20 protein-coding genes are annotated in these 21833 nt (G+C 62.7%); 5 read left to right on the forward strand and 15 right to left on the reverse strand.

The window, feature by feature from the left end; all coding sequences use genetic code 11:
• Window positions 1–139: 139 nt before the first annotated feature.
• Window positions 140–379 (forward strand): type II toxin-antitoxin system prevent-host-death family antitoxin, encoded by a 240-nt coding sequence (locus tag EI983_RS17400; RefSeq protein ID WP_157708610.1) that lies wholly within the window; start codon window positions 140–142, stop codon window positions 377–379.
• A 60-nt stretch (window positions 380–439) separates the two neighbouring features.
• Here the strand turns inward: EI983_RS17400 and EI983_RS17405 are convergent, their stop codons facing one another.
• The 4 genes from EI983_RS17405 to EI983_RS17420 form a co-directional block, all read right to left on the reverse strand.
• The gene (locus tag EI983_RS17405; protein WP_157708611.1) at window positions 440–946 is read right to left on the reverse strand and encodes a HEPN domain-containing protein; all 507 of its coding nucleotides are present in this window, start codon (window positions 944–946) and stop codon (window positions 440–442) included.
• A gap of 2 nt (window positions 947–948) precedes the next feature.
• Window positions 949–2031 carry a DUF262 domain-containing protein gene (locus EI983_RS17410; protein ID WP_157708612.1) on the reverse strand — a complete coding sequence of 361 codons (1083 nt, stop codon included), beginning with the start codon at window positions 2029–2031 and terminating at the stop codon, window positions 949–951.
• Window positions 2032–2306: 275 nt separating this feature from the next.
• Window positions 2307–5105 (reverse strand): DNA polymerase I, encoded by a 2799-nt coding sequence (gene polA / locus EI983_RS17415; protein ID WP_157708613.1) that lies wholly within the window; start codon window positions 5103–5105, stop codon window positions 2307–2309.
• A gap of 265 nt (window positions 5106–5370) precedes the next feature.
• Window positions 5371–5550 carry a zinc-finger domain-containing protein gene (locus tag EI983_RS17420; protein WP_157708614.1) on the reverse strand — a complete coding sequence of 60 codons (180 nt, stop codon included), beginning with the start codon at window positions 5548–5550 and terminating at the stop codon, window positions 5371–5373.
• A gap of 73 nt (window positions 5551–5623) precedes the next feature.
• Here EI983_RS17420 and EI983_RS17425 point away from each other — a divergent pair, with 73 nt between their 5' ends.
• The gene (locus EI983_RS17425) at window positions 5624–6553 is read left to right on the forward strand and encodes an ABC transporter ATP-binding protein (protein WP_157709144.1); all 930 of its coding nucleotides are present in this window, start codon (window positions 5624–5626) and stop codon (window positions 6551–6553) included.
• A gap of 53 nt (window positions 6554–6606) precedes the next feature.
• On the opposite strand, the gene EI983_RS17430 is transcribed toward EI983_RS17425, so the two are convergent.
• From EI983_RS17430 to rpe, 6 genes are all read right to left on the reverse strand, one after another.
• On the reverse strand, window positions 6607–7245 hold the full coding sequence (locus EI983_RS17430; protein ID WP_198389335.1) for a hypothetical protein: 639 nt from the start codon (window positions 7243–7245) through the stop codon (window positions 6607–6609).
• A gap of 58 nt (window positions 7246–7303) precedes the next feature.
• Window positions 7304–8101 carry an ion transporter gene (locus EI983_RS17435; RefSeq protein WP_157708616.1) on the reverse strand — a complete coding sequence of 266 codons (798 nt, stop codon included), beginning with the start codon at window positions 8099–8101 and terminating at the stop codon, window positions 7304–7306.
• A 218-nt stretch (window positions 8102–8319) separates the two neighbouring features.
• Complete coding sequence (locus EI983_RS17440; RefSeq protein WP_157708617.1) at window positions 8320–9612, reverse strand: acetylornithine deacetylase/succinyl-diaminopimelate desuccinylase family protein; 1293 nt, start codon at window positions 9610–9612, stop codon at window positions 8320–8322.
• A 73-nt stretch (window positions 9613–9685) separates the two neighbouring features.
• Window positions 9686–10657 (reverse strand): NAD(P)H-dependent flavin oxidoreductase, encoded by a 972-nt coding sequence (locus EI983_RS17445; protein ID WP_157708618.1) that lies wholly within the window; start codon window positions 10655–10657, stop codon window positions 9686–9688.
• Window positions 10658–10777: 120 nt separating this feature from the next.
• Window positions 10778–11743 carry a M23 family metallopeptidase gene (locus EI983_RS17450; RefSeq protein WP_157708619.1) on the reverse strand — a complete coding sequence of 322 codons (966 nt, stop codon included), beginning with the start codon at window positions 11741–11743 and terminating at the stop codon, window positions 10778–10780.
• A 24-nt stretch (window positions 11744–11767) separates the two neighbouring features.
• Complete coding sequence (gene rpe / locus EI983_RS17455) at window positions 11768–12463, reverse strand: ribulose-phosphate 3-epimerase (RefSeq protein ID WP_157708620.1); 696 nt, start codon at window positions 12461–12463, stop codon at window positions 11768–11770.
• 93 nt (window positions 12464–12556) lie between these two features.
• Here rpe and EI983_RS17460 point away from each other — a divergent pair, with 93 nt between their 5' ends.
• Window positions 12557–14188 (forward strand): long-chain fatty acid--CoA ligase, encoded by a 1632-nt coding sequence (locus EI983_RS17460; RefSeq protein WP_157708621.1) that lies wholly within the window; start codon window positions 12557–12559, stop codon window positions 14186–14188.
• Window positions 14185–15207, forward strand: a complete 1023-nt coding sequence (locus EI983_RS17465; RefSeq protein ID WP_157708622.1) for a phosphotransferase family protein — start codon at window positions 14185–14187, stop codon at window positions 15205–15207. The genes EI983_RS17460 and EI983_RS17465 overlap by 4 nt, the downstream gene beginning before the upstream one ends.
• Window positions 15208–15271: 64 nt before the next feature.
• Here EI983_RS17465 and EI983_RS17470 read toward each other — a convergent pair whose 3' ends face one another.
• The 4 genes from EI983_RS17470 to EI983_RS17485 all read right to left on the reverse strand — a co-directional run bounded on the left by EI983_RS17470 (window position 15272) and on the right by EI983_RS17485 (window position 19862).
• Window positions 15272–15460, reverse strand: a complete 189-nt coding sequence (locus EI983_RS17470) for a hypothetical protein (RefSeq protein ID WP_246162222.1) — start codon at window positions 15458–15460, stop codon at window positions 15272–15274.
• A gap of 202 nt (window positions 15461–15662) precedes the next feature.
• Complete coding sequence (gene cueR, locus EI983_RS17475) at window positions 15663–16064, reverse strand: Cu(I)-responsive transcriptional regulator (RefSeq protein ID WP_157708624.1); 402 nt, start codon at window positions 16062–16064, stop codon at window positions 15663–15665.
• Complete coding sequence (locus tag EI983_RS17480; RefSeq protein ID WP_157708625.1) at window positions 16061–18589, reverse strand: heavy metal translocating P-type ATPase; 2529 nt, start codon at window positions 18587–18589, stop codon at window positions 16061–16063. The genes cueR and EI983_RS17480 overlap by 4 nt, the downstream gene beginning before the upstream one ends.
• 292 nt (window positions 18590–18881) lie before the next feature.
• Entirely contained in the window at window positions 18882–19862 is a 981-nt protein-coding gene (locus tag EI983_RS17485; RefSeq protein WP_157708626.1) for a hypothetical protein, read from the reverse strand.
• 216 nt (window positions 19863–20078) lie between these two features.
• Here EI983_RS17485 and EI983_RS17490 point away from each other — a divergent pair, with 216 nt between their 5' ends.
• Complete coding sequence (locus EI983_RS17490; protein WP_157708627.1) at window positions 20079–20372, forward strand: 2TM domain-containing protein; 294 nt, start codon at window positions 20079–20081, stop codon at window positions 20370–20372.
• Window positions 20373–20439: 67 nt separating this feature from the next.
• Here EI983_RS17490 and rlmN read toward each other — a convergent pair whose 3' ends face one another.
• Window positions 20440–21633 carry a dual-specificity RNA methyltransferase RlmN gene (rlmN, locus tag EI983_RS17495; RefSeq protein WP_157708628.1) on the reverse strand — a complete coding sequence of 398 codons (1194 nt, stop codon included), beginning with the start codon at window positions 21631–21633 and terminating at the stop codon, window positions 20440–20442.
• Window positions 21634–21833 lie beyond the last annotated feature (200 nt).

Consider the following 21833-nt stretch of genomic DNA (forward strand, 5'->3'; position numbering starts at 1 on the left):
GCACGCCCGGGACAGGCGAAAATTCTGTACAGTTTGTACAGTTTACCCCCCTGAATTGTACAATCGACGGATCGCGACACTTGGCCCCAGCGGGCGGTGCGGTTCGGTTTGGTTAACCTCTCGGCGCGAGGCTGGCGGCATGTACCGCATCCTTCCGGCCCATGTGTTTCGCCTCAGCTTCAGCCAGACCCTGCTGCGCGTCGGGCAAGGGGCCGAACGCGTGCTGATCACGCGGAACGGGCATGACCTGGCGGGGCTGGTGTCGGTGCATGACCTCGACCGGCTGGAAAAGGTGGACGCCCATAGCACGGAAATGATGGAGGAACGCCACCGGCGGATGATGGCGGAGTTTCGGCGGTTGAAGGAGGGGGGTGGGTGAACGACGATTTCAACGCTGCGCAACAATTTACTAAGCCACCTACTCGAGATTGAAGCGATGCTAACGCCTCATTGCTCTATCTATACATCGGATTAGTTCTTTCCCATGCTCGTAAGCGGTTTTTAGATCGCCATAAGTAGCGGTATTTGGCCAAACACCCTCGTGTACAAAATTGTGACGCCAGATAATAAGATTTCCATAGCTGCTTTTCACGCTACCCTGTCGACTAGACAATGCTGCTTCCTCTGCGCTCTTCAACTCGCGATCAAATCTATCACAATATTTTTTTCCAAAGGAGAAGATGTGGCGTTTCCGAATATCGCTTAGCTTGATTTGTCCGTTCAGTCGTTCAAACCTACTTCTCGCTAATTCTCCCAACGCTCGATGCTTTTGATCTGAAAAACGATAAATTATGTCTTTTATTGCCAACTCATAAGCTGTTACGGCAGAGATCGCCAGAAAGCCGAGGTATCTTGAACGAATAAAATCGTCCGGCAGGCCCGTGATTACCCCATCGACGTGCTCCAAATAGTCATCAGCTAAATTAAATCTGTCTTCGAATGGCATACTTAACGCAGGTGTCTGGTTGCGATTTTTAACCTCTCTTCAACGGTCACAGTGTCACTTGTATTGAAATAAATACACTGCTTGAAATCATCATCTTCATATAGCTCCTCCATCTTTTCTCTTAGATTAGACGGAAGCTTTTTCGCCTTTGGCAACAGTGCGTAGTAGACTGAATCCAGTGCAGCTAAGTTGATAGGGCCTCTAACATGGAAAGGGCGTTCGCCTATCTCAGTCAGAAGCGATTTCGTGACGGTTGTGAATGCGGATTTGAACTCTTTGAATACCTTTGACTTTGCCGTGCGATTTGCAGCCATCGCCTTATTTAGAAATCCCTTCATGGGTTTTTCATAGTCGCTCCCAGAACTAAAGAATGAGAATACTCGCAAGATTATCTCAACATCTCGTTGATGTTTTTCAGGTTTGGGGCGACCGATTACTTCACGCCATTCTGGCAAATCATTTAGAGTTCTAAGTTCATTGACGATTTGTCCTGAAAAGACGCAGTTTCTTATTTCTTGCGGACGCAGAGGCGTACCGCCAGTATTAAGACGCTCAAACACATAGTACATACTTGTGTCATCATCCGAGGGAGCCAACTGCTTGATGTTGACTACTCGCATGACAGTGTTTCTTAGTTTTCTTTGGTCTTCATCTGAAAGATCAACATAACGTTTCTTTGCATACGGGCTCTTCTCATCTAATCCGGAAAGCCTGAACACTTGACGTCTACCTTGTGCATTCTCTACGCCGAAAAATCCTTCAAAAAAGAATGCTATCGACGAGACTCTTTGTAGGCCGTCGATAACCAATCTTTTTTCATCATCTCCTACATAAAAGAACACTTGCGGAACAGGCAATCCTAGAAGAAAAGACTCTATCAACAATGAAGACTGTTTGATTGTCCAAACAAAATTTCTTTGAAATTCAGGGGCTTCTATCTCTCCATCGGCCCACATCTCGGCCAACCCTTTTAGTGTATAGTCCGACGGGTAAATGTTAAGATCAAAACTAACGAATTGTTCGTTGTCTTCATTGTCAACATCGAATTCCATATCAGTTTCTTGATCAGTTTTGTCTTTGGTCAAAGTCGATTTTCTCCATTTTATCCTTGCGACAAAGTCCAACAAAACACTCTCTAAGGCAACCGCTTTGCGCGGAAATGGCTAACTTATCTCGCTCCCCCGCCGACGAACTGCGGTGCGGCGATCCGACTGTCCTTCTACAGCACTTTATCCCGGCCATATCCGAAAGACCTTTGAGCGGCGCGCCCAGCGCAACCCTATCGCCGTGCCGGGGGGCGGCCCGGCGATGGCGCGGCGGCTTCGCCTTGATTCCGCGCTGAGGGACAGGGGGGCGGAGGTTAGTGCGCCTCGGCCCAGTTGCTGCCCTGCCCGGCATCGACCACGAGGGGCACGTCGAGCTTGACCGCCGGATCAGCCGCGCCTTCCATGACGGAGCGGGCGGCATCAATCAGCGCGTCTTCCGCCCCCGCTTCCACCTCGAAGATCAGTTCGTCATGCACTTGCAGGAGCATTTTCGCGGGCTGGTCCGCGATGGCGTCGGGCATGCGGATCATGGCGCGGCGGATGATGTCGGCCGCTGTCCCCTGGATGGGCGCGTTGATGGCGGCGCGTTTGGCAAAGCCGGCGCGGGGGCCTTTGGCGGCAATCTCGGGCGTGTGGATGCGGCGGCCAAAGAGGGTCTGGACATAGCCGTGCTCCTTGGCGAAGGCGACGGTGTTATCCATATAGGCGCGGATGCCGGGGAACCGCTCGAAATAGCGGTCGATGAAGGCCTGTGCCTCGGCGCGGGGGATGCGCAGGTTGCGGGCGAGGCCGAAGCCGGAGATGCCGTAGATGACGCCGAAGTTGATCGCCTTGGCGCGGCGGCGGATTTCGGGGGTCATGTCGTCCATCGGGACGTCGAACATCTCCGACGCGGTCATGGCGTGGATGTCCTGCCCCTCGCGGAAGGCCTGTTTGAGGGCGGGCAGGTCGGCGATATGGGCGAGGATCCTGAGCTCGATCTGCGAATAGTCGAGGGAGACGAGGGTGTTGCCGGGCTCGGCGATGAAGGCCTCGCGGATGCGGCGGCCCTCTTCGGTGCGCACGGGGATGTTCTGCAGGTTGGGGTCGGTGGAGGCGAGGCGGCCGGTGTTGGCCCCGGTCTGGACGTAAGAGGTGTGGACGCGGCCGGTGTCGGGGTCGATATGGTCCTGCAGGGCGTCGGTATAGGTGGATTTGAGTTTGGAGAGCTGCCGCCAGTCGAGGACACGGGCGGGCAGTTCATGCTCTGTCGCCAGATCCTCCAGCACATCGGCGCCAGTGGCATAGGCGCCGGTCTTGCCCTTCTTGCCGCCCTCAAGGCCCATCTCGTCGAACAGGATTTCCCCCAGTTGCTTGGGGGAGCCGACGTTGAAGGAGCGGCCTGCAAGCTCGTGAATCTCAGCCTCCAGCCCCGCCATCTTCTGGGCAAAGGCGTTGGACATGCGCGAGAGCACCTCGCGGTCCACCTTGATCCCGTGGCGCTCCATTTGGGCCAGCACGGGCGACAGCGGGCGTTCGAGCGTTTCATAGACGGTGGTGGCCTGGTGGCGGTGCAACTGCGGTTTGAAGGTGAGCCAGAGGCGCAGGGTGATATCGGCATCCTCGGCGGCGTATTTGACCGCATCATCAATCGCGACCTTGTCGAAGGTGATGGCCGATTTGCCGGTGCCGAGCAGGTCCTTGATGGGGATCGGAGTGTGATTGAGATAGCGCTCTGACAGCGTGTCCATCCCGTGCCCGTGCACCCCGGAATAAAGCGCATAGGACATCAGCATGGTATCGTCGAAAGGCGCGACGGTGAGCCCGTAGCGGGCGAGCACCTTGGCATCGTATTTCATGTTCTGGCCGATCTTGAGGATGGCCTCATCCTCCAGAACAGGCTTCAGCGCGTCGAGCACGTCCTGCAACGGCAACTGGCCCTCAAGCAGCGCGTCCGAGCCAAAGAGATCATCGGCGCTGCCGTCCTTGTGGCCGAGCGGGATATAGCAGGCCTGACCGGGCTGGATGGCAAGGCAGATGCCCACCAGATCGGCCTGCATTTCATTGAGCGAGGTCGTCTCGGTATCCACCGCCACATAGCCCTGATGCCGGATCAGCCTGATCCAGCTGTCCAGCGCCTTCATGTCGGAGATGCGCTCATAGGCATCCGGGTCTATGCCGGGCCACTCGGGCGCGGGCCCCTCTCCCGCCTCTTGCGTGGCGGGCTCGGGAATGGCGGGCGGCTCTACTTGGAGCGCCTCGGCAATGCGCTTGGTGAGCGTGCGGAATTCCATCTCGGCCAAAAAGGTCATGAGCCGTTCAGGGTCCGGCTCGCGCACTTCAAGATCGTCGAGTGTAAATTCCAACGGTGTTTCGCAATCGAGCTGGACGAGACGCTTGCTGAGCTCGATCTGCTCGCGATTGTCCAGGAGGGTCTGGCGGCGCTTGGGCTGCGGGATCTCTTCGGCACGGTCCAGCAAAGTCTCCAGATCGCCGAACTCGTTGATCAGCAAGGCGGCTGTCTTGACCCCGATGCCGGGCGCTCCGGGCACGTTATCCACACTGTCCCCTGCCAAGGCCTGCACATCGACAACCCGCTCCGGGCCCACGCCAAACTTGGCCTCAACCCCCTCGACGCCGATGCGGTTGTTCTTCATCGCATCGAACATCTCGACCCCGCCGCCGACAAGCTGCATCAGGTCCTTGTCCGACGAGATGATCGTCACCCGCCCGCCCGCATCGCGTGCCCGGCACGAGAGCGTCGCGATGATGTCATCGGCCTCATAACCTTCCATCTCCTTACAGGCGATGTTGAACGCCTCCGTTGCCTGGCGGGTGAGCGGAATCTGCGGGCGCAAATCCTCGGGCATGGCCTCGCGATTGGCCTTGTATTCGGGATACATCTCGTTGCGGAACGTATGGCTGCCCTTGTCAAAGATCACCGCCACATGAGTGGGCGCATCGGGCCCGTGATTATCCTGCACATATTTCTGCAGCATGTTGCAGAAGCCGCTGACCGCCCCCACCGGCAAGCCGTCTGATTTACGGGTGAGCGGTGGCAAGGCATGATAGGCGCGGAAAATAAACGCCGAGCCATCAATCAGATGCAGGTGATGCCCTTTGCCAAACGCCATTGTGATCCCCTCTGGTCAGCACGCCCGCCTTTCATGCCATGCGGTGCAAGCGGGGGCCACTGTCAATTTTTGAGTATTTGGGGAACAATGAAAGCAACGCCCTCTTTCATTGTTCCCCAAATACTCCCGCCGGAGGCAGCCCGACCTCAACACAAGCTCAACGCCACGAAAATGAGCGTCGCGGTGACACTCGCGCCGGGGAGGACGCAAGGACGACGAGATACTCAAGCAGGCGCGATCAGCGCCTTCCTTTGGATCAGGTGGGTCAGACCTTGCCTTCGAAATCCTTGTGTACCAGCTTGGCATCGCAATAGGGGCATTCGACCCAGCCTTGCTCAAGCGGGATTTGCAGCCAGACGCGCGGGTGGCCGAGCGCGCCCTCTCCCCCGTCACAGGCAACGCGGTAGCTGTCGACGATCTTGGTTTCCGGGGCCGCGGTGGTCATCGGGCGTTTCCTTTTCCTCGGGCTTGGGATAGCCCCATATATGAGCGATCCGGACGTCAGGGGCAAGAGGACCATGCGCAAATCGGCCATCGAGATCACAGGGCTGAGCAAGACCTACAGGGGCGGGCCGCGCGCGCCGGAAAAGGCGGCGCTCAAGGGCATTGACCTCGACATTCCGGCAGGTTCGGTCTTTGGCCTGTTGGGGCCGAACGGGGCGGGCAAATCGACTCTGATCAATATTCTGGCGGGGCTTGTGGTCAAGACCGCCGGCAAGGTGACGATCTGGGGGTTCGATCAGGATGTGAACCCGCGACAGAGCCGGGCGGCGATCGGTGTGATGCCGCAGGAGCTGAACCTCGATCCGTTCTTCACCCCACGCGCGGCACTGGAGGTGCAGGCGGGGCTGTATGGCGTGAAGAAGGCGGAGCGGCGCAGCGACGAGATCCTGCGCCTCGTGGGGCTGGAGGACAAGGCCGAGGCCTATGCGCGCACGCTCTCGGGCGGGATGCGGCGGCGGCTTTTGCTGGCCAAGGCGCTGGTGCATCATCCGCATGTTCTGGTGCTGGATGAGCCGACGGCGGGGGTGGATATCGAGCTCAGGCAGATGCTGTGGGAGAATGTGCGCAGGCTCAATGCCGAGGGCATGACGATCATCCTGACCACGCATTATCTGGAAGAGGCCGAGGAGATGTGCGATGAGATCGCCATCATCAACCAGGGCGATCTGGTGGCCCGCGACAGCACGGCGAACCTGCTGAGCCGGATGGATGGGCGGCGGATGATCATTCAGCCGGACGGCGAGGTGGGCGCATTGCCCGAGGCCGAGGGGATTGAGGCGGAACTGCGCGGCGATGGCGCGCTGGTGCTGAGCTACCAGTCGCAGGCGACCCCTGCCGAGGCGGTGCTGGAGGCGGTGCGCAGCGCGGGGATTGGCATCCGCGACGTGCGCACCGAGCAGGCGGATTTGCAGGATGTGTTCCTGGAACTGACGCGGAGCCGGTAAAGCGTTTCGCCTTAAGAGTTGTCTCAAGTTTAAGGCAAAACGCTTCAGGGCGCTTAGCCGGGCCCGTCCTCCAGCGGCGGGCAGGTGAGGCGCAGCATGATCTCAAAGAGATAGTGCAGCACGACCGGCAGGACCGACAGGATGGCCACCCGCGCGCCGAGAGGCACATGGGCGATCAGCAGGCTTTCGTTGACGACGATCACCAGAAAAACGGTCAGCGCATAGAGCCGGAGCAGGTGGTGGCGAAACGGAAGCGGGACCTCGGAGGGCGCGCCTACCGGGACCAGCCTGTCCAGCGCCACGCGATCGCCGCAAAGGCCGAGCAGGGTCACGCCCAGATAGAGCGCGCCGTAGAGCGAGACGAGGCGGTGGGTGACCACAGGGTTCAGCAACCAGATTTGCAGGGCGAAAAGGCCGAGGCACACCAGCACGGCCCCCCACATGGCCGTGCGGGCACGCCCGAAGAGGCGGCGCTGTCGGACCGCCGAGACAGGCAGCACCGCGTAGAGATGCGCCGCCTGCGCCAGGACCGCTGACCAGACGAAGGCCGCGGGCTGTTCGAGGCCCAAAGCGCACAGGCCCGTCCAGCTGCCGACGAAGACCGCGGGCATCAGCAACCGGCCCCAGCTGACCGGCGGCAGGGAGCGCAGCAGGATCCACAGGATCATGGAAAAGCGGCGAAACGGGTTCATCCGGCCAGTCTAGCGCGCGACGGGGCGGTATTGCGGCGCGCAGAAGGAAAAACCGCGCCTAGCTGTCGCGGCGGTTCTGCTCTTTAAGCGCCTTTTCAATCTCGGTCAGGCGGCTCAGCACCTCGTCGCGGTAGGTGCCGGTCAGCTCGTCCGCTTCGGCATGATGGGCGTCCTGCATCGAGTTGACGATCAGACCCACGACAAGGTTCACCACCGCGAAAGTCGTCACCAGAATGAAGGGCACGAAGAAGGCCCAGGCATAGGGATAGACCTCCATCACCGGGCGGACGATGCCCATCGACCACGATTCAAGCGTCATGATCTGAAACAGCGAATAGGCCGAGCTGCCCAGATCGCCGAACCAGTCGGGGAAGGACTCACCGAAAAGCTTGGTCGCCATGACCGAGCCGATATAGAAGATGATGCCCATCAGCAGAAAGACCGAGCCCATGCCCGGCAGCGCGGCCATCAGCCCCTCGACCACGCGGCGCAGGGAGGGGGTAACCGACACGACCCGCAAAAGCCGCAGGATCCGCATGGCCCGCAGAACCGAGAGGCCTTGCGTGGCAGGCACCAGCGAGATGCCGACGATCACGAAATCGAAAATGTTCCAGCCACTGCGAAAGAACGTCCCGCCCCGGGCAAAGAGCTTGGCTGCGATCTCGACCACGAAAATGGCGAGGCAGATCCTGTCGAGCGCGATCAGGAGCGGACCTGCGGCGGCCATGACGGTCTTGGAGGTTTCCAGCCCGAGGATCACGGCATTGAACAGGATCACCGCTAGAATGGTGTTCTGCACCAGCGGGCGGTCGACAAAGGCGCCCACACGGGCGCGAAGGGAGGTGCTTTGGCTCATGCGCCGGATATGGGGGAAAGGCGGGCGCGTGACAAGATAGGTGGAGTGGGATGTTTTACATGCAGGGCCGTCCTGAGGCCCGGGCGGTCTTTGGGGTCAGCGCGGCGCGAGGCCCATGACCCGCCGCCGGAGTGCGATTGGACCGGCTGTTCCAAGGCGCATTACGCCAATCAGATCCGCGCACGGAACGAGTGAAGGCCTGTCCGGGGGACGGCGTGCTAGCTGGGCGGGGTGCCCGCCGCGTCCAGAAGCTCGGACAGGGCCAGCGCCATGACCTGCGCGCTTTCCACCATATCGGCGATGCCCACATATTCGTCAGGCTTATGCGCGAGATCGAGGATCCCCGGGCCATAGGCGATACAGTTTTTCAGCCGCCCGATCCGGTCGATATGTTTCTGATCATAGGTGCCGGGGCTGACCACGTAATCCGCCTCGCGCCCGAAAACATTGCGCACCGCCTGCGCCACGGCCCCCACCACGGGCGCGTCACGCTCGGTCATGGTGGGAAGCACCCGGTGCAGCTCTGTGATGTCATAGTCGAAGCCGGGGCGCCCGCGCCGCACGGTTTCCAGCACCGCGCGAACCTCGCGCTCGACCTCTTCGATATCCTCTTCGATCAGGAAGCGCCGGTCGATCACCATGCGGCAGCGGTCGGGCACGCAGGGCGAGGGCAGCCCGGTATAGCCCGCTGCCTGCTCCGGTTCGCCGCCATGAATCGAGTTGATGTTGAGGGTCGACTGGCGTGCGCCTTCGGGCACCACCGGCATGGCGGTGCGTTTCTGCGCCAGCGCGGGAAACAGGCTTGTCTCCATCTCCTGCAGCACGGCGCCCATGTGCCGCACGGCGCAATCGCCCAGGAAGGGCATGGAGCCATGCGCGATCTCGCCCTTGGTTTCGACCTCGGCCCACCAGACCCCGCGATGGCCCAGGCAGATCCGGTCCTTGTTGAGCGGCTCGGGGATGATCACATGATCCACATGGGCATAGCGCCCCTGCTGCGCCAGATAGGCCACCCCGCCGAAGCCGCCGGATTCCTCATCCGCCGTGCCGCTGATCTCGATGGCGCCCGCATGGTCGGGGCAAAGCTCGATGAACGCCTCAGCGGCGATGATCGAAGCCGCGAGCCCGCCTTTCATGTCACAGGCGCCACGGCCATAGACACGGCCGTCCTTCACCTCGCCGCCAAACGGGTCCACCGTCCAGCCATGCCCGGCCTCGACCACGTCGATATGGCTGTTGAAATGGACGGTGTCGCCGGGCCGCCCCCCCTCGCGCCGGGCCACGATGTTCCAGCGGGGATGCGCATCGCTGTCACCGACCGCCCCTTCGGCGCGGATCAGTTCGGTTTCGAACCCGGCCTTCAGCAGCCGCTGGTCGAGATAGTCGCAGATCTCACGATAAAACGCGCCGGGCGGGTTCAGCGTGGGGATGCGGATCAGGTCCTGGGTCAGCGCCACGAGATCGCTTTCGCGCGCCGCGATCTCAGCCTTCAAACGCTCTGCCAATGCCATGCCGCACCTCCTGCCATTGGCAAAACCCTAGCACCGGCATCTCAGCGATGAAAACCAATTGTCGGGGGCAGGGTCACCCCAGCCTGCCCGATGCCCCGCGCAGGAGCGCGTCTGCCTCATGCGACATCCGCGCGATGATCTCGGCGGCCGAGGGGCGGTCATGGATCAGCCCCGCCGCCTCGCCGACGAAGGTGTTGGCGCGTTCCGGATCGCCTTCGGCCCAGCCCGCTTTCCACTTGGCGGATTCCGTCTCGGCCTGTGCCAGAAGCCCTGCAAGGTCATTGTGCCAGCGATCGGTGAAGGCGTTTTGCAGGACACGAGCCGTGTAGCGGTCGGGCCAATTGAGCAAGCGGGCGCGGTCCATCACGGTGGAGCGGATCGTGTCGTCGCCGGTGGCGGAGATGGCCGCCGCGACCATCGCCTGTGAGACATCCGCCTCTGCCGAGGCCCAGAGCCGCGAGCCCACGAGCACGCCGTCAGCCCCCAGCATCAGCGCGGCAGCAAGGCCGCGCCCGTCGGCGATGCCTCCGGCGGCCAGAAGCAGCACCTCCGGCGCGTTGCCCGCCAGCCAGTCGGCCACCTCGGGCACCAAAGTCAGCGTCGCGCGGCGTTCGCCATGTCCGCCTGCTTCAGACCCCTGTGCTACGATAACGGCTGCACCTGCCTCGGCGGCGCGCCTGGCGTCGCGCAGGGTCTGCACCTGGCATATCAGGGGAATACCCGCCTCGGCGATCTGCCCGGCAAAGGGCATCGGATCCCCGAAGCTGAGGAACATCGCCGCCGGATCACGGTCCAGAACCACCTGCAAGACCTCGGGCTGTTCGGCCAGTTTCCAGGTGATCAGCCCGCAGCCGACCCGCGTGTTGCCCGCGTCGGAAAAGGCCTGTTCGAGCCAGTCCGTATCGCCATATCCGCCGCCGATCAGACCCAGTGCGCCGGCATTGGTCACCGCCGCCGCGAGCCGCCCGCCCGCCGCGAAGGCCATCGGGGCCGAGACGATGGGATGCTCCAGCTCGAAACGGTCTGTCAGTCGGGTCTTGATCATCTGCGCGCCCTCTCAGCATGGGTCGTTCTATGTGTAATGACCCCTGATTTCATACGAAACACAGCCAACGGTGTTGACAGGGGATCACGCCATCGACCCTGTCCGAGACTGCCCTGCCTGTCACTGACCTTCAAGCGTGCCTTTCACAAAGAGCCGGTCGTTGCGGCGCAGGAAATTCCCCTCGACCGAAAAGAATAGCGGTGCGCCGGAGAGTGGCCGGGCGGGATCGGCGAGGGTCTGGACATGCAGGTGAAGATGCGGCTCACCCGAGTTGCCGGAATTGCCCACATCGGCCAGCCGTTGCCCAGGCTCGACCCGATCCCCGAGGGCGACCACCACCGAACCCGCCCGGAAATGCGCCAGCACCACGGCGAGGCCATCGCAATTGAGGATCACGCTGTTACCTGTCATCGGATCGCGGGCCATCTCGGGCACGCGGTTGTCAGGCACCCCGGAGGTGAGGCCAATCACCTGCCCGGCACAGGGGGCCAGAACGGGGCGGCCCTGGATCACATAGGCCGACGGATCGGGCGGCTGGATGCCAGAGCTGCGCCGACCGATGCGATCAATGCCGATGATGTCCACCGCATAGCTCTGACCGCGGAAATCGGCGGCGCGCGGCAGATCGAGCGTGCGCAAATGCGCGTTGACCGCCAAGGTGGCCCCGCCGCTGACCACCAGATACCGGCCCGGGCCAAGCGGCTGGGCCAGGTCAATGGCCAGATCCGGCGCACGGCGGCCGTCGATCACGGGGACCAGCAAGGCAAGCGCACCGCCCAGTGCCGCCAGCGAAAGCGCCAGTTCCCCGAAGCGAAGGGCGCGCCGGGGGGATGCGCCCCCCTGTCTTTGCCGGTGATAGCGCCAGAGGCAAAGCACGACATGCAACAGGCCCAGCGCATGAGGCGTCCAGAAGGGCGGGAACAGCCAGAGCCCGGCAAGCGCCAGATAGATCAGCAGCCCGGCAATGGCGAGAGAGCGCAAAACAAACCCGAGGCGGCTGGCAAAGGGGAGCAGGCCGTTGGCAAGGATGAGGACCAGCGGCAGCGCCAGTTGCAGCAGCAGAAGAGAGCGGATCAGATCGCTCATCGCCTCCTCGTTATTTGCTTCGGTTTACCCCGGCAGTGCCGCTTCGGCCGCCGCGCGCAGGGCGCGGATATTGTCACCATAGACCGACGGTGCATCGACGCTGCCGCCCTTGAACACGGCAGAGCCCGCGACCAGCACATCGGCCCCGGCTGCGGCCACCAGAGGGGCGGTTTCGGTGGTCACGCCGCCGTCGATCTGGATATGGATCGGGCGGTCGCCGATCATCGCGCGCAGGCGGCGGGTCTTCTCAACCCCGGAATGAATGAATTTCTGGCCGCCAAAGCCGGGGTTCACCGTCATGATCAGCACCATATCGACCAGATCCAGCACATGTTCGATGCTGTCCAGCGGCGTGCCGGGATTGAGCGAGACACCGGCCATCTTGCCCGTCGCCTTGATCGCCTGAAGCGTGCGGTGGATATGCGGACCGGCCTCGACATGGGCGGTGATCATATCAGCCCCGGCCTCGGCATAGGCCTCGATATAGGGATCCACGGGCGCGATCATCAGGTGCACATCCATGAAGGTGCTGACATGCGGGCGGAACGCCTTCACGGCGGGCGGGCCGAAGGTGAGGTTGGGTACGAAATGCCCGTCCATCACATCCACATGCACCCAGTCGGCGCCCTGCGCCTCGATCGCGCGGATTTCCTCGCCGAAATTGGCGAAATCGGCGCTGAGGATGGAGGGCGCAATCTTGATCGAGCGGTCGAAGGGCATGGCAGTGCTCCGCTGTGGCTGGGCGTTGATCGGGTGCGGGCTTTGTGCAACCAATGAGCCGAGACGTCCAGTCCTTTCCGAAAGGGTTTGCCCATGCTTGGCATGATGATGCACCGCGATTTGCGGATCATCGACATTCTGACCTTCGCCGCCGAAGCCTGGCCCGATCAGGGGCTTGTGTCGGTCATGGAGGATGGCGGGCTGCACCGGCAGAGCTATCCCGAAACGCTGGACCGGGTGGCGCAGCTTGCGCAGGCGCTGAGCGCGCTGGGCATTGCCGAGGGCGATCGGGTGGCGACACTGGCCTGGAACAGCCACCGGCATTTTGAACTCTACTATGGGATTACGGCCATTGGCGCGGTCTGTCACACGCTGAACCCGAGGCTGTCGCGGGAGCAGCTGATCTATATGATCCACCATGCCGGGGACCGGGTGATCTGTGTCGATCCGGACCTTGTGCCGCTGCTGGAAGAGATGCGCGAAGAGCTGCCCGCAGGGCTGCGCCTGATCGTGCTGTGCGATGCGGGTGAGGTGCCGCAAAGCACGTTCGAGCTTATGTGCTATGAGGCGCTTCTGGCGCCGCAGGGCACGGCGTATGACTGGCCCGAATGGCCCGAGAACACCGCCGCCGGGCTGTGCTATACCTCCGGGACAACGGGCGACCCGAAAGGCGCGCTCTATTCGCACCGCTCGACGGTGTTTCACGCGATGATGGTGCCGCTGGGCTTTACCCATTCGCTGAAGGCGGGGCGCAAGGTGCTGCCTGTGGTGCCGCTCTTTCACGTCAATGCCTGGGGGCTGCCGCATGTGGCGCCGCTGGCGGGGATGACGATGGTCATGCCGGGGCGGCATCTGGACGGGGAGAGCCTTTATGCGCTGATGCAGGCCGAAGGGGTGTGGTCCGCCTGGGGCGTGCCGACCGTCTGGGCCGGGCTGCTGGCAACGATCAGGGAGAAAGGCGCACCGCCTGACGGGTTCGGTGATCTGGTGGTCGGGGGGGCGGCGGCCCCGGCGTCGATGATCGCGGCCTTCGAGGCGATGGGCGTGCATGTCAACCAGGTCTGGGGCATGACCGAGATGAGCCCGGTGGGCACGCGCGGCGTGCTGCCACCGCATTTGCAGGGGCTGGAGCCCGAGGCGGTGATCGAGGCCAAGCGCGGCGCGGGGCGGCGGCTATTCGGGGTGGAGTTCAAGATTGTCGATGACGCGGGCACCCGCCTGCCCCATGACGGTGAGGCCACGGGCGAGCTTTATGTGCGCGGCAACGGCATTATCGCGGGGTATTTCAACAATGACGACGCCACCGCGAAGGCGATGGACGCCGACGGCTGGTTCGGCACCGGCGATGTGGCCACGGTAGAGCCGGACGGGATGCTGGTGATCCGCGACCGGGCGAAGGATCTGGTGAAGTCGGGGGGCGAGTGGATCAGCTCGATCGATCTGGAAAACGCCGCCGTGGCGCATCCCGAGATTGCCGCCTGCGCCGTCATTGCCGTGCCCCATCCGAAATGGGACGAGCGGCCCGTGCTGGTCGCCGTGGCGGCGGGGGACCGGAAGCTGACGCTTGAGGAGGTGCGCGCGCATCTGGCGCCGGAGTTCGCGAAGTGGCAGTTGCCGGATGATGTGATCTATGTCGAGGCGCTGCCGCTGACCGCCACCGGCAAGATCTCGAAGCTGACCCTGCGCCGGGATCTGGCCGAGTATGTGCTGCCGGAGTTGAGATGAGCACGCTGGACACCAAGGCCATATCCGCCTGGGTCGCGGGCCGCCTGCCGGGGTTTGACGGGCCGGTGAGCGCCAGCAAGTTCAGCGGCGGGCAGTCGAACCCCACTTACCGGCTGGAGACGGCGGCAGGCGATTACGTCCTGCGCCGCAAGCCGCCGGGGGTATTGCTGAAATCGGCCCATGCGGTGGACCGGGAGTTTCGCGTGCAGGCGGCGCTGGCCGGAACGGACGTACCGGTGGCGCGGGTGCATCTGCTGTGCGAGGACGAGGCGGTGATCGGCTCGGCCTTTTATATCATGGACGAGGTGCGCGGGCGCAATTTTGACGACCCGCGCCTGCCCGCGCTGAGCACGCAAGAGCGCGGCGCGATCATGGACGAAATGAACCGGGTGCTGGCGGCGATTCACGAGGTGGATATCGCGGCGGTGGGCCTGAGCGATTACGGACCTGACGGGGATTACTATGCGCGGCAGATCGGGCGCTGGACCAAGCAGTATCGCGCGACGCAGACGGATGATCTGCCTGATATGGATGCGCTGATCGGCTGGCTGGAGGGGAACAGGCCCGGCGATGACGGCCAGCGCTGTCTGGTGCATGGGGATTACCGGCTGGACAATCTGCTGTTTGCGCCGGAGGGCACGGGCTGTGTCGCGGTGCTGGACTGGGAGCTGAGCACGATCGGCCACCCTTATGCCGATCTGGCGGCGGTAGTCATGCAATGGGCGATGCCGGTGGGGCCGGTGGGCCGGGGGCTGGCCGGGGTGGACCGGAAGGCCGAGGGGCTGTGGAGCGATCAGCGCTTTGTCGACGCCTATTGCGCGCGCCGGGGGCTGGCGGGCATCGACCGCTTCGGCTTTTACCTGGCCTTTTGCCATTTCCGCATGGCGGCAATCCTTCAGGGGGTGAAGAAACGCGCGCTGGATGGCAATGCGTCGGACCCCGAAAAGGGCCTGATGCTGGGCCAATATGTGCCGGCGTTCGCGCGGCACGGCCTTGAGGCGGCCCGGCGCGACGGGTGACACAGGCGCCCATCGGTCCCGGATCACGCCCGGGACGGGTGACGCGGCTTGTCCGGCCGATTGCTCAGGCGAGCAGGCCGGGAAGCGGGCAAAGCTCGGTATTGTTCCGGATCGAGGTCAGAACGCGCCCTTCGGACGTGTCCTTGATCGCGTAGCCATACCCGCGCAGGCGGTGCTTCCACTCCCGCTCGGACACCGCCATGGCGCGTTCGCGCATGGCCAGGTTTTGCAGTTCGTTGTGCGTTTTTGTCATTTGCATCGTTCCGTTTCCCTAATGAACACACTCGTTGCAAATTCAGGGCTAATTAACGACCGTGGCGGAAATCGTGAACAATTGTGTCAAATGCGGGGATTGTTCATGGCTGGGGGACAGTGGCGGCCTGGCAAAGACCCGGAAGACCTGTGCAGGTCTGCCTTGCGGCAGGACGGCGAAGGATCATGCTTCGCTCTTTGCGTCAGCTCCGATCGCTGAGCCCGGTCGCAAGATCACTGAGGATGGGGCAGTCGGGCCGATGATCACCGTGGCAGGACATGACCAGATGCGAAAGCGTCTCGCGCATTGCCTCCAGTTGAGCGATCTTTTTTTCAATGGTGGCCAGGTGGTCCTCTGCGATGGATTTCACCTGAGCACTTTCACGACTTTCATCCTCGTAGAGACTGAGCAGCAGGCGACAATCCTCGATCGAGAACCCGAGCGTCCGGGCACGTCCGAGAAAGACCAGCTTGTGCAGGTCGGTTTCACGGAACGCACGATAGCCATTGTCGCTGCGCAGCGGGCGGACCAGCCCGATATCCTCGTAGTAGCGGATCGTCTTGGACGGGAGCCCCGAACGTTCGGCGACTTCTCCGATATTCATGTCGCACCTCCAATCTGGCGTGCCCCGTGCCCGGCAACCGATGTGGTTTGAGCAGGAGGGGGTGTTGTTTCGCTCATGGCGGGGGTGACGCGGCGCAGGCGCAGAGCATTTGTCAGCACCGAAACCGAGGAAAGCGCCATGGCCCCCGCAGCAAAAACCGGTGACAGGAGAATCCCAAAGGCGGGATAGAGCACACCGGCCGCAACCGGGATCAGGGCGACGTTATAGCCAAAGGCCCAGATCAGGTTCTGCCGGATGTTCGCCATGGTCCGGCGCGAGACGTCAACAGCGTTCACCACGCCGCGCAAATCACCGGACATCAGAACGACATCGGCGGATTCAATCGCCACATCGGTTCCGGTGCCGATGGCGATGCCCACATCGGCATGGGCCAGAGCCGGGGCGTCGTTGATACCATCCCCGACAAAGGCAATCTTGCGGCCCCCGGCCCGCAGATCGTCGAGCGCGGCGATTTTGCCATCGGGCAGCACGCCGGCGATCACCTGATCAATGCCGGTTTCCCTGGCGATTGCTTCTGCGGTCTCGCGTTTGTCACCGGTTATCATGGCGACGTGCAGCCCGGCGCGGTGCAGCGCGTCAATGGCCGCGCGGCTTGCCGGTTTGACCGGGTCGGCCACTGCGATCACCGCTGCAAGCCTGCCGTCGATGGCGGCATAGAGGGCCGTGCGGCCGCGTTCTGCCAAATCCTGCTCGGCCTCGCGAAGGGGGGCGACGTCTATGCCTTCACGGCTCATGTAACGATCCGCGCCGACCATGACATCGTGCCCGTCAACCGTAGCTGCGACGCCGTAGCCGGTGATCGACCGGAACGCTTCGGCCTGTGGTACATGAATGCCTTCGTCTTGCGCCCCGCGAAGAATGGCCTCGGCAATCGGATGTTCGGACAGGGCTTCGACCGCTGCAATGCGGCCAAGCACGTCCTGGCGGTCGAACCCGTCTGCGAGCACAACATCGGTCAGGGTGGGCCGGCCCTCGGTGACCGTTCCGGTCTTGTCGACGGCGACGACAGCAACCTCGGACAGCCCCTGCAAGGCATCGCCCTTGCGAAAGAGCACGCCCATCTCGGCCGCGCGGCCGGTGCCAACCATGATCGAGGTCGGCGTGGCCAGCCCCATGGCGCAGGGGCAGGCGATGATCAGAACAGAGACACCGGCAACCAGCGCAAAGGTCAGCGCGGGATCCGGGCCAAGGATCAGCCACACAAGGACGGTCAGCACGGCAAGCGCCATGACCGCAGGCACGAACCACAGCGTCACCCTGTCTACCAGGCCCTGAATAGGCAGTTTCGCACTTTGCGCCTCTTCGACCATGCGGATGATCTGTGCCAGGGTTGTATCGGCCCCGACGCGCGTGGCCCGGAATGTGAGGCTGCCGGTGCCATTGACGGTGCCGCCCGTGACGGCCGCGCCTGCCGATTTGGGCACCGGAACAGGCTCACCGGTGATCATACTTTCATCGACATTGCTGGTGCCGTCGGTCACCTCGCCGTCGACCGGGATGCGCTCTCCGGGCCGGACGAGGATCCGGTCGCCCGCGGCAAGCGCGTCCACATCCACCTCGACCGTGCCGTCATCACGCAGCACCCGCGCGGTCCGCACCTGCAAGCTCAGAAGCGCCTGGATCGCAGCACCGGTGCGCCCCTTGGCGCGTGCCTCCAGCCAGCGCCCGATCAGGATCAGCACAACGATAACCGCCGCGGCCTCAAAATAGACCGCGCGCACGCCTTCGGGCAGCAGGCCCGGCAGGAATGTCGCCACCACCGAATACCCCCAGGCCGCGCCGGTTCCGACGGCGACAAGGCTGTTCATATCCGGTGCACCCCTCGCAAGGGCCGGGATACCGTTGGTAAAGAACTGACGCCCCGGACCAAAGAGTACCAGCGTCGCCAACAGGAACTGGATAAGCCAGGACGTCTGGATACCGATTGAGTTTGCGATGAAATGGTGAAAGGCCGGGATCAGATGCGCGCCCATTTCCAGGACGAAAACCGGCAGAGCAAGCGCCGCCGCGAGGGCGACGCGCCGGGACAGGGCATGTGCCTCATCCGCCTTCCGCTCGGCGCGGGATTGGCCGGCATCGGCCTGGGCCAGCTCGGCCGGATACCCGATCGCGGCCGACGCCGCCATCAGATCGGAAACTGTGACGGCCCCATCGAGAAACTCAACCGCCGCCGTTTCAGCCGCAAGGTTTACTGACACGGACAAGACGCCCGGCACCTCTGCCAGCGCCTTGTCGACCCGCCCGACGCAGGACGCACAGGACATCGAGGCGATGCTCAACGTCACTTTGGAGGTCCGCGCCGGATAGCCGAGCGTCCGCAGAACCTGCGCCGCCTCGGCCAGAACGGCCGGATTGTCGACGGTGAGCTGCGCGGTTTCCGTTGCCAGGTTGACCGCTACGTCTGTGACCCCGTCAACAGCCGACAGGGCTTTGTCCACGCGCCCGACACATGAGGCACAGGACATGCCTTCGATCGTGAGGGTTGTGCGTTCATTTCCATCCATAACATGCGCCTTTGCGAGTCGATTGACCCATATGTAAGGATTCCAGTCGCTGGAAGCTCAAGAGGAAAAGTGAAGTTTTTCGGCGCGACCCGATTTCCATTGACCGTGCCGCCACCGGACGCCCCAAACCGCGACTGAAATACCGAAGGGAAACCGGCCTACGCGTCCGCGTTTCCGAAGTGAGCGGTGGAGAGTGTACCGCCACAACCACACAAGAGATCGCCTTGCCTGAGCCGACATCCCATATGACCGCCGGTCTTGGAGAGCGGCGCAGAGCCGCCCACCCCGCCGCTCATTTACAGACCGGCAGCACCAGGGGCTCGCGTTTGGGCAGCGACTTGCGCCAGCGGTTGATCACCGGTTGCAGTTTTCGTTTGGGCCAGAACTTGGGCGCGCCGATGGCCTTGAGACAGGCCTCGTTCCAGTAGAGCCCGGCACGGGCAATAGACGCCCCGGCCCGGACCGTGTTGGCCACGGCGCTGATATCGCCGGATTCGGGGTAGATGTAGAGCGTGGTCGGGTTGCCTTCGGTCAGTTTCAGGATCTCCTGCGTGGCATCGGCCGACCATGTGGTGCAGCCATTGCTGCGCCCCGAGGTATAATCCACAAGGCGGCCATAGGGCACATAGCCCTCGGCATCGGCATGGGGGCTGTCGGGTTTTCTGAGCCGGCATTGCCATTTGAGGAACATCGCCCGGTGCCCGCCGATGGCGCGCTCGCGGGCGTTGCTGGTGTCGCCCTCGCCATCGAACAGAAGGAAGGTCCGGTAGAAGGGAACGCTCTGACCCGATTTGCTGTAATACCCCTTGAAGGAGGTGCGGCTTTCGGCGGTGACATAAGAGCCGCCGGTGGTCAGCTTTGAGCCTTCGGCATTGCTGAAATTCTTCGCGCATTGCCGCCCGTTCGAAAAATTGGCCGCCTGAAGCTTGCGCCCGTTGCCATAGCCGGACGACACCGCGCGGAAGGATCTGCGCCCCTCGCAGATGATATAGAAGCGCCGCCCGGGCTGACCGCTGCTGGTGGTGCTGGGGCGGGTGGCGTCCTTGGCCAAGTAGCAGGGGTTGCGCACCTCGCCGCTGGCCCGTTTTTGCGCGTAAAGCGCGCGCGCCCGTTCAAGCACCACCGGCGCGATCTGACCATCGCCCGTGCCGACATGCTTTTGCAGCCACGCCGGGATGGCCTCGGATTGGGCCTGTGCCGGGGTGTGAAACAGGCAGGACAAAGCAACCCCGAGCAGGGCAGCCATGACGGCAAGACGAGATATATCCAGCACCGGGCACCTCTTTTGATCGGCCGAACCCGCCGCCAGCATATCACAGATGTCGGCGCGGATGTGGGCCTATCTCGGGATGCGGCGGATTTTTGAGCATGGCCCGCCCCCCATCGCCGATAGCGCCCGACCGCGCGGAGCGTTGATCTGGATCACGGCGCGACGCGGCCCAATCAGGTAGGATTGCATCGCCCGAAACGAGATTGAGAGGCACATTCGATGACCCAGACAGAAAACTATCAAATGGCCAGAACAAGGGCAGAAGCGCAGTATGGGTTTTTGGTTCACGCCGCGATCTATGCGGGGGTTATCCTGCTGCTGACCCTGATCGACCTGACCACGTCACCGGGGGTCATCTGGTTTATCTGGCCGATGCTAGGCTGGGGGATTCCTGTCGCGCTGCACGGCGCGCGGGTCTTTCAACTGGGCGACAAGGCGGCGATCATCGACGCGCTGACGGCACGCGAACTGCGACGGCTTTCGTCCAAAGAGCACCCGGTCGAGCCGCACTAAGCCGCCGGGCCAGCGGTTCTTGGCAAAGCGACCAGAGGTCTGACCAATCGCGCCATGGGGTTGGTGGTTAGAGCTTGGCCTCGGCCTCGATCTGGCGCTTGGATTTGCGGGCGCGTTCGGTGGCCGATTTGAGCTGACCGCAGGCGGCCATAATATCCTCGCCCCGTGGTGTGCGGATGGGCGAGGCATAGCCGGCCTTGTAGATGATATCGGCAAAGGCCTCGATCCGCGCCCAGTCCGAACGCTCATAGGGCGCGCCGGGCCATTCGTTGAACGGGATGAGGTTGATCTTGGCGGGGATGCCGCTGATCAGGCGGACGAGGCGGCGCGCGTCGGCGTCGCTGTCGTTGACGTCCTTGAGCATCACGTATTCGAAGGTGATCCGCTCGGAATTGCTCACCTTCGGATAGGCGCGCAGGGCGTCCAGCAGCGTTTCGATATTCCAGCGCTTGTTGATCGGCACCAGACGGTCGCGCACCTCGTCGGTGGTGGCGTGGAAGCTGACGGCAAGCTGGCAGCCGATCTCTTCCGCCGTCTTGGCAATCTCGGGCACGACACCCGAGGTCGAGAGCGTGATCCGGCGGCGGGAAAGCTGAATGCCCTCGGCATCCATCGCGATCTTCATCGCGTCGCGCACATTGTCGAAATTATAAAGCGGCTCGCCCATGCCCATCAGAACGATATTGCTCAGAAGGCGGGTTTCATCCTTGGGCGCGCCGCGCTCGGGCCATTCCCCCAGATCGTCGCGCGCCATCATCACCTGGCCGACAATCTCGCCCGCCGTGAGGTTGCGCACCAGTTTCTGCGTGCCGGTGTGGCAGAAGGAGCAGGTCAGCGTGCAGCCCACCTGAGACGAAATGCAGAGCGTGCCGCGATCGGCCTCGGGGATATAGACCACCTCGACCTCGTGCCCGCCCGCGATCCGGGCGAGGTATTTGCGGGTGCCATCGGCGCTGACCTGCCGGGAGACCATCTCGGGGATGGAAATGATAAATTTCTCGGCCAGTTCGGCGCGGTAAGCCTTGGAGAGGTTGGTCATCTCGCCAAAGTCGCGCACGCCCCATTGGTAGATCCACTGCCAGATCTGGCCGACGCGCATCTTCGCCTGTTTCTCGGGCGTGCCCGCCTCGATCAGCGCGTCGCGCATGGCCTCACGGGTAAGGCCCACAAGGTTCACCGGCCCCTCGGGAATTTTCCGGGGGATGGTCATCACGTCCTGCGTGATCGGCGCGGAGGCCTGGGGGATGCGGTCATCGGTCATAAGATGCGCCTCTATATAGGCTGTGTGGCGTTTTGCAAAAGGTTTTGCCGGTGATGCAGCAGGACAGGCCCCGGTAATGGCAGCTACGTGGACGCAACTGACCTTCGTCATGGCTGAACGAAGGTCAGCTTTTGCATGAAGGATTGGCGTTCATAACTCGGCCAATCACCTTCACTCAGGTCACATGGGGCTGGCAGGAT

This window comes from Roseovarius faecimaris (genome assembly GCF_009762325.1).
GTDB classification, from domain to species: Bacteria; Pseudomonadota; Alphaproteobacteria; order Rhodobacterales; family Rhodobacteraceae; genus Roseovarius; species Roseovarius faecimaris.